Here is a 6927-nt window from a genome sequence, read left to right on the forward strand (position 1 = left end):
GCCCCGGGCCGCCCCCCGGCCCGCCCAGCTTGCCCATCATGTCGCCCATGTCGGCGCCGCCGATGGCATTGCCCAGGCCGCCAAGCCCGCCCTTGCCCAGCATCGCCATCATGCCCTTGATCCCGCCCATCTTCTTGATCTTCTTCATGGCGGTGGACATTTCCTGGTGCATCTTCAGGAGCTTGTTGACCTCCTGCACCGTCGTGCCCGAACCCTTGGCGATGCGGATCTTGCGCTTGGCGTTGATCAGCTCCGGCTTGGTGCGTTCCTTGAGCGTCATCGAACCGATGATCGCGTCGAGGTGGACCAGCATCTTGTCGCTGCCCGGCACCGCGTCCATCGCCGCCTGCGCCTTCTTCATCCCCGGCAGCATCCCGGCCAGCGCGCCCAGCCCGCCCATGCGCTTCATCTGCGCCAGCTGGCTGCGAAGGTCGTTCATGTCGAACTGACCCTTGGCGAGCCGGCTCGCCATCCGCTCGGCGTCTTCCTGCTGGATCGATTCGGCGGCGCGCTCCACCAAGGAGACGACGTCGCCCATCCCCAGGATACGCCCCGCGACGCGGCTGGGGTGGAACGCCTCCAGCGCGTCCAGCTTCTCGCCGGTGCCGGCGAACTTGATCGGCTTGCCGGTCACCGCGCGCATCGACAGCGCCGCGCCGCCACGCGCGTCGCCGTCCATCCGGGTCAGCACCACACCGGTCAGCGGCACCTGTTCGGAGAAATTCTGCGCGACGTTGACCGCGTCCTGGCCGGTCAGGCTGTCGACCACCAGCAGGATTTCCTGCGGCCGGGCGACGTCGGCGACCGCCTTCATCTCGTCCATCAACGCCTGGTCGACGTGCAGGCGACCGGCGGTGTCGAGCATCAGGACGTCGAAACCCTGGAGCTTGGCCGCCTGCAACGCGCGCCGCGCGATCTCGACCGGCTGCTGCCCGGCGATGATCGGCAGTGTCGCGACGCTCACTTGCGTGCCCAGCGTGGCAAGCTGTTCCTGCGCATTGGGGCGATTGACGTCCAGCGACGCCATCAGCACCTTCTTCGCCGACCGCCCGGTGATGGAGGAGGACGACAGCCGCTTGGCGATCTTCGCCGTGGTGGTCGTCTTGCCCGATCCCTGCAGGCCGACCATCATCACCACCGCGGGCGGCGCGACGTTGAGGTCGAGGTCCGCGCCCTCCGGCGCATCCCCGCCCAGCATCCGCACCAGCGCGTCGTTGACGATCTTGACGACCTGCTGTCCCGGCGTGACCGATCGCAGGACGTTCTGGCCGATCGCCTCCTCGGTCACGTCGTCGACGAACTGGCGCGCGACGGGCAGCGCCACGTCGGCTTCCAGCAGCGCGACACGCACCTCGCGCATCGCCTGACGCACGTCCGCCTCGGTCAGCGCGCCACGGCCGCGCAGCCGGTCGAACACGCCGCCAAGACGATCGCTCAGGCTATCGAACATCGAAACTCCTTTCACCCGCCGCCAAACGCAAAAGCGCCGGCGGGCGAAACCTCGCCGGCCAGCGTGCACCACATGGGCGCTTGTCCTGTGCGTTCAACAACGGAACCGGGGCGGGGCGATAGCCGAATGCGGGCCGCGGGGCAAGATGGTTCGCGTCACCAGCCCCCGCCCGCGTCCAGATACGCGCGCTCCTCGGCGGTCGTCTCCCGTCCCAGCGCCGCATTGCGCGACGGGAAACGCCCGAACCGCGCGAACACCTCCGCATGATCGCGCGCAAACTTCAGGTTGCTCTCGATCCCCAGCGCCTCGAACATCGCCACGCTCTTCGCCTGTCCGGCGGCATCCTCGGCATGCATCAGCGGCATGTAGAGGAACACGCGCCGCTCCTTCGGCAAATCCGCGTCCCATCCGCGCGCGATCGCCAGATCGGTCAGCTCGCGCGCCAGCGGGTCGGCGGCGAATGCCTCCGCCTGGCCGCGGAACAGGTTGCGCGAAAACTGATCGAGCACGATCACCGCCGCCAGCAGGTGCCGCGGGTCGTCGCGCCAGTCCGCCGCGCGCGTCGCCAACACACGGTCGCGCAGGCCCGCGAACCGATCCCGGATCGTCGCATCCAGCGCCTCGTCCTTCGCGAACTGCTGCTGCGCCGTCAGCCCGAACCAGAAGTCCAGCACCTGACCGGCCATGGAGTCGACTTCGCTGCCCGTCATAACTAGATCGCTCCCCATGTCGTTCTCGCCCCAGCCAGAGGTCGTGACCCTGGGCTGCCGTCTCAACATCGCCGAAAGCGAAGCGATCCGCCAGCTGGCGGGCGCTGATGTCGCGGTCGTCAACGGCTGCGGCGTGACGAACGAGGCGGTGAAGCAGACGCGCGCCGCGATCCGCCGGCTGCGCCGCGCCCGCCCCGACGCCGAACTGGTCGTCACCGGCTGTGCGTCGGAGATGGACCACGCCGCCTTCGCCGCGATGCCGGAGGTCGACCGCATCGTTTCCAACGCGGCCAAGCTGCTGCCCGTCAGCTGGGGCGCCCGCCCCAATGCGCCCCGTCCACGACGCCAGACGCGCGCCTTCGTCGGCGTGCAGAACGGCTGCGACCATCACTGCACCTTCTGCGCGATCCCGCAGGGCCGCGGCCGCAACCGCGCCGATCCGGTTGCCGAGGTCGTGCTGCGCGTCGCCGCACTGGTGGAGGGCGGCGCGCGCGAGGTGGTGCTGAGTGGGGTGGACCTGGCCAGCTACGACGATCGCGGCGCGCCGCTGGCGGTGCTGATCGCGCGGTTGCTGGCGGAGGTGCCGGGGCTGGAGCGGCTGCGGCTCTCCTCGCTCGATCCGTTCGCGATCGACGATGCGCTGTTCGCGCTGCTCACGCAGGACGATCGCGTCATGCCGCACGTCCACCTGTCGCTACAGGCGGGCGACGACCTGATCCTGAAGCGGATGCGCCGCCGCCATTCGCGCGCGCAGGCGCTGGACCTGATCGCCCGGCTGAAGGCCACGCGCCCCGCGATCACGATCGGCGCGGACCTGATCGCGGGCTTCCCGACCGAAGATGAGGCGATGTTCGCCAACACGCTGTCGCTGATCGACGCGGGCGACGTGACCCACGCGCATGTCTTTCCCTATTCGCCGCGCAGCGGCACGCCCGCGGCGCGGATGCCGCAGGTGGCCCCGGACATTGCCCGCGCGCGCGCCGCGCGGCTGCGCGATGCCGCTGCGGCGCGGCTGGCGCGGCATCTGTCCGCGCAGGTCGGAACGGTGCAGCCGGTGCTCGTCGAGCGCCCCGGAACCCGCGGGCACGCCGCGGACTTTTCGGCGGTACGTCTTTCCTCCCCCCATCCGGTCGGCCATATCGCGCGCGTCACCATCACCGCGGCCACGGCCGACCATCTGACCGGAACGATCATCTCATGAGCACGAGCTGGCACGACAAGCTCCTGGGCGGTTTCCGCCGCACATCCGACCGGCTGGTCGGCAACCTCGCCGGGCTGGGCGGCGCGCGGCTGGACGATGCCACGCTGGACGAGGTGGAGGAGGCGCTGATCGCGTCCGATCTGGGGCCGGAGACCGCCGGCCGCGTGCGCCAGCGCCTGTCGGAGGGCACGTTCGAGCGCGACATGGAGGAACTGGGCATCCGTCTGGTCGTCGCCGAGGAGGTCGAGAAGGTGCTGGCCAAGGTCGCCCGCCCGATCGGCATCGACGCCTTTCCCCGGCCGCAGGTGGTGCTGGTGATCGGCGTCAACGGATCGGGCAAGACCACCACCATCGCCAAGCTGGCGCACCTGTTCATGGAACAGGATTATCAGGTGATGCTGGCGGCCGGCGACACGTTCCGCGCCGCCGCGATCGGCCAGCTGCGGACCTGGGCCGAGCGGATCGGCGTGCCGATCGTCACCGGGCCCGAAGGGGGCGACGCCGCCGGGATCGTGTGGGACGCGGTGAAGCAGGCGACCGCGATCGGCACCGACGTGCTGATCGTCGACACCGCCGGCCGGCTCCAGAACAAGCGCGAGCTGATGGACGAGCTGGCGAAGATCCGCCGCGTCCTGGGCCGCATCAACCCCGCCGCGCCGCACGACGTGCTGCTGGTGCTCGACGCCACCACCGGCCAGAACGCGCTGAGCCAGATCGAGGTGTTCAAGGAAGTGGCCGGGGTCACCGGGCTGGTGATGACCAAGCTGGACGGCACCGCACGCGGCGGCGTGCTGGTCGCGGCGGCGGAGCGCTACGGCCTGCCGATCCATGCGATCGGCGTGGGCGAGACGATGGACGACCTGCGCCCGTTCGACGCGCGCGAGGTCAGCCGGATCATCGCCGGCGTGGACGATACGGGGCGCGGCCGGTGAGCGCCAAGCCGACAAACGCCACCGGCGACGGCCATGGCGGCATCCGCGCGCTGGTCGACTACGGCCCGCTGGCGCTGTTCTTCGCCGCCAATTTCCTGGTCCCGGCGGATGTCGCGCGGCGGATCGTCGCGCAGTTCACGCCGATGCTCTCGACGCTGAAACAGGTCGAGGCGCTGCTGCTGGCGCGCGTCATCCTGGCGACCGCGGTGTTCGTGCTGGCGAGCGTCGCCGCGCTGGTGCTGGCCAAGGTGAAGCTGCGCCGCGTCCCGCCGATGCTGCTGATCTCCGCCGGGCTGGTGATCCTGTTCGGCGGGCTGACGATGTATTTCCGCGACCCGCGCTTCATCCAGATGAAGCCAACGATCGTCTACGTCCTTCTCGCCGCGACGCTGGGCTTCGGGGTCGCGACCGGCCGCCCGTTGCTCCAGCAATTGATGGGCAGTGCCTACCCCGGCCTGTCGGAGGTCGGCTGGCGGCGGCTGACGATCAACTGGGTGTGGTTCTTCGTCGTGATGGCCGTGCTGAACGAAGCGGTGTGGCGCGGCAGCGCAACCGCGCTGGGGGCGGAACGCGGCTGGGATCTGTGGGCGATCTACAAGGTGTGGGTGGTGATCCCGCTGACCCTGCTGTTCGCGGTCGCCAACGTGCCGATGCTGATGCGCCACGGCCTGTCGCTGGGCGACGACGCGCCCGTCCCGCCGGAGGGCTGATACCGCCGCACCGGATCGGCGACGGCGGCCCGCATCAGAACTCGTTCCAGTCGTCGTCCTTGACCGCCAGATTGCGGCTGGTCCGCGCTGCCGCCGCGCGCGGTCGCGCCGGTGCGACGGTGCGCACCGCCGCGGCGCGCTGCCGGGTGATCGCGGGCACCGAATCGCGGGTCTGGAACCGGTTGACCTGCTGTTCCAGCGTGACCGTCTCGTCGGTCAGCAGGCGGCAGGCGGCGGTCACTTCCTCGACCATCGCGGCATTGGCCTGGGTGGCGCTGTCCATCTCGCCGATCGCGATGTTGACCTGGCCGATGCTCGCCGCCTGCGATTCCGCACTGTCGGCGATGATCGTGACGACGTCGGCGATCTCGTCGATGCCGGTGGTGATCGCGCGCAGCGACTGGTCGGTTTCCTGCGCCAGCTGCACGCCGCTGCGCACGCGGTCGACGGTGGTGGTGATCCGCGCATTGATGTCGCGCGCGGCATTGGCGGAGCGTTCCGCCAGCGCGCGCACCTCGCTGGCGACCACCGCGAAGCCCTTGCCCGCGTCACCCGCGCGCGCCGCTTCGACCCCGGCGTTAAGTGCCAGCAGGTTGGTCTGGAACGACAGCCCGTCGATCAGCGCGATGATCTCCGCGATCTCGTTCGACGACCGTTCGATATCGGCGATCGCGGTCACCGTGCGCCGCACGATATCTTCGCTCTTGCGCACATTGTCGGTCGTGCGCCGGACGGCGCCGCTCGCGGTCTGTGCCTGATCGGCGGTTCCACGCACCGACGATGCGATCTCCGCCACCGCCGCGGCGCTTTCGGCCAGGCTGGCGGCCTGCTGCTCGGCGCGCTGCGCCAGATCGTTGGTGGCCGCGTGCATCTCGGCGGTGCTCGTCGCGATCCCGCCGGCGCTGCCGCGCACCGTGCTCAGCGCCGCGGACAGGCGCGACACCGCGGTGTTGAAGTCGCGTTCCAGCGACGTGTAGGCGGACGGGAAGTTGCGGATCTCCACCCGCAGATCCGAATCCGCCAGCCGCGACAGCGCTTGGCCGACCTCCGCCACCACCGCCTGCTGTTCGGCATCCGCCGCCGCCTTGGCGATCGCCGCCGCGCGGAACACCGCCACCGCGCGCGACATGCTGCCGATCTCGTCGCCGCGGTCCGTGTCGGGCACCTCGACGCCGTTGTCGCCCTTGGCCAACGTGTCCATCACCCCGGTCAGCCGCACAATCGGCCGCGCCAGCAACCGCGTCAGCACGATCGACACGGCCATCGCGCCGCCGATCATCACCAGCGCGCCCAGCAGCAGCGCGATCTTGCCGCCGGCCAATGCCGCCTCGCGATCGGCGCGCGCGATCTCACCCTGCTCCAGCTCCTGCTTGCGCAGCGCGCGCAGCGGCGCCAGTACCGGCAACACCGTCGCCTGCTTGCTGACCTCGCGCAATTGCGCCTGCGCCGCCATCCGGTCGACGCGCGACATGGCGATCAGGCGGTCACCAAAGCGTTCGCGCCATTGCGTGCTCTTGCGCTGCGATTGCGCGACCTTAGCCAGGTCCGCCGGGGTATCGGCCAGCAGACCGTTCAGCTTCGCGACCGCCGCCGCGCCCTGGGCGATCGCCTCGCGATACTGGGTCAGATAGGATTCGTCGCCGGTGATCAGGAAGCCGCGCATCTGGCTGTTCTGCCGCAGGATGGCGATTTCCATCTCCAGCGTCTGCGCCAGCACGTCCTGCCCGCGCACGCTGCTGGTGCTGGTGCCCTCGATACGCCCGAGGACGCTCCACAGCACGAGCATCATCGCCAGCACGACGGCGATGATGATGCCAAATGCCCCCGCGAGCTTTCGCGAAATGGGCAGGGAAGTCAGCATGACGGCCGGGTTCTCCGATAAAGTGTCCTGACCATGCCATCACAAGTGTAACATACCGTAAAC

General features: G+C 69.8%; 6 protein-coding genes. 3 read left to right on the plus strand and 3 right to left on the minus strand.

Annotated elements, in window-relative coordinates; translation table 11 throughout:
• Both ffh and AX685_RS07605 read right to left on the minus strand, forming a co-directional pair.
• Positions 1-1450, minus strand: a 1450-nt coding sequence (gene ffh / locus AX685_RS07600) for a signal recognition particle protein (RefSeq protein ID WP_066487182.1), incomplete at its 3' end; no start/stop codon positions are given.
• A 155-nt stretch (positions 1451-1605) separates the two neighbouring features.
• Positions 1606-2160, minus strand: coding sequence for a DUF924 family protein (locus AX685_RS07605; RefSeq protein ID WP_231738683.1), 555 nt, complete (start codon positions 2158-2160; stop codon positions 1606-1608).
• A 16-nt stretch (positions 2161-2176) separates the two neighbouring features.
• Between AX685_RS07605 and AX685_RS07610 the strand changes: the two genes are divergently transcribed.
• The 3 genes from AX685_RS07610 to AX685_RS07620 are packed head-to-tail and all read left to right on the plus strand — an operon-like array spanning position 2177 to position 5003.
• Positions 2177-3361 carry a MiaB/RimO family radical SAM methylthiotransferase gene (locus tag AX685_RS07610; RefSeq protein ID WP_066487184.1) on the plus strand — a complete coding sequence of 395 codons (1185 nt, stop codon included), beginning with the start codon at positions 2177-2179 and terminating at the stop codon, positions 3359-3361.
• On the plus strand, positions 3358-4293 hold the full coding sequence (gene ftsY, locus AX685_RS07615; protein ID WP_066487187.1) for a signal recognition particle-docking protein FtsY: 936 nt from the start codon (positions 3358-3360) through the stop codon (positions 4291-4293). The genes AX685_RS07610 and ftsY overlap by 4 nt, the downstream gene beginning before the upstream one ends.
• The gene (locus AX685_RS07620; RefSeq protein WP_231738685.1) at positions 4290-5003 is read left to right on the plus strand and encodes an inner membrane-spanning protein YciB; all 714 of its coding nucleotides are present in this window, start codon (positions 4290-4292) and stop codon (positions 5001-5003) included. The genes ftsY and AX685_RS07620 overlap by 4 nt, the downstream gene beginning before the upstream one ends.
• A gap of 34 nt (positions 5004-5037) precedes the next feature.
• Here AX685_RS07620 and AX685_RS07625 read toward each other — a convergent pair whose 3' ends face one another.
• Positions 5038-6864 carry a methyl-accepting chemotaxis protein gene (locus AX685_RS07625; RefSeq protein WP_066487190.1) on the minus strand — a complete coding sequence of 609 codons (1827 nt, stop codon included), beginning with the start codon at positions 6862-6864 and terminating at the stop codon, positions 5038-5040.
• Positions 6865-6927: the final 63 nt, after the last annotated feature.

This window comes from Sphingomonas sp. CCH9-F2 (genome assembly GCF_001556735.1).
In the GTDB taxonomy this organism is placed as follows: domain Bacteria; phylum Pseudomonadota; class Alphaproteobacteria; order Sphingomonadales; family Sphingomonadaceae; genus Sphingomonas; species Sphingomonas ginsenosidimutans.